Origin of the sequence: Synechococcus sp. R8-2 (assembly GCF_047461715.1) — a bacterium.
GTDB lineage: Bacteria > Cyanobacteriota > Cyanobacteriia > Thermostichales > Thermostichaceae > Thermostichus.
Map to the genome: position 1 here is coordinate 1 of NZ_JANSHQ010000315.1, position 1292 is coordinate 1292.

General features: G+C 51.5%; 1 pseudogene. It reads left to right on the forward strand.

The features are described from left to right. Window positions 1–143: 143 nt before the first annotated feature. Window positions 144–1118, forward strand: a pseudogene (locus NW819_RS08085) (integron integrase); the annotation flags it as partial. Window positions 1119–1292: the final 174 nt, after the last annotated feature.

Consider the following 1292-nt stretch of genomic DNA (forward strand, 5'->3'; position numbering starts at 1 on the left):
CTAACATGTGTTTCTGCAGCTAGATGACTGATAATCACCTAAGAAGCAGACTTTTCCATCGCCTAGTGTAATGCTACCCTAATTTGTCTGTATAGTCAACATTTTGAGCGATAATTACCTCCAAAGGGTTTTTATCTGGCTGAATGAGCATTAACACACCCATACCTAGACCCAGAAAGCTCCTGGAGCAAGTCAGTGATGCCCTCCGGGTCAAACACTACTCCTACCAAACCGAGAAATCTTATCTTCTCTGGATCCGTCGCTTTATCTTGTTTCACAACAAGCGACACCCCAAGGAGATGGGCGGCGAAGAAATCAACGCCTTTCTCACTCACCTGGCGGTGGAGGGTAAGGTTGCCGCTTCCACCCAAAACCAGGCTCTCAGTGCGCTGTTGTTCCTTTACCGAGAAGTGCTGCATCTGGAGCTAGACCTTGACCTAGACGCCGTGCGAGCCAAACGGTCACGCTATTTGCCTACGGTCTTAACCCCTGAGGAGGTCAAAGCCATCATTGTGCATCTATCCGGGATCCATCGCTTGGTGGTGCAGGTGCTGTATGGCAGTGGCTTGCGATTGGCGGAAGCCCAGCAGCTCCGGGTCAAAGATGTCGATTTTAACCAACGGCAACTGGTGATTCGCAATAGTAAAGGGATGGAGAGCCGGTTAACGATGCTGCCAGAAACCTTAGTGGAACCTTTGCAAGAACACTTGCTCTGGGCAAAGCGACAACATCAGCAGGATTTGGAACAAGGATACGGCTCAGTCTATCTGCCATTTGCTTTGGAGCGCAAGTATCCCAATGCGGAGCGGGAGTGGAGCTGGCAATATGTCTTTCCGGCAGAAAGGTTATCTCAGGATCCTCGCACTGGCATCACCCGCCGCCATCATTTGCATGAGTCTGGATTACAACGGGCGATTAAACAAGCTGTCCAAAAAACCGGGATCCCCAAGCGGGTCAGTTGCCACACCTTCCGCCATAGTTTTGCCACTCATCTCCTGCAAAACGGCTACGACATCCGCACCGTCCAAGAATTGTTGGGCCACAAAGATGTCAAAACCACCATGATTTACACCCATGTGCTGAATAAAGGCGGGCGCGGGGTGAGAAGTCCATTGGATCCTTGGAAGGGGACGCTCTCTGGGGAAGGGATCCTCTTCCCCTTTACAGTACCTCAGCGATCATTGCGAATTATTACGACCTTGCCGCCATGCCCCCAGCAGGGATCCGTTTCTCTGGTAGAACGGGAAACAGACAATAGGGGATCCTGCCTATCGCGTCAGCGGGACGGAGTC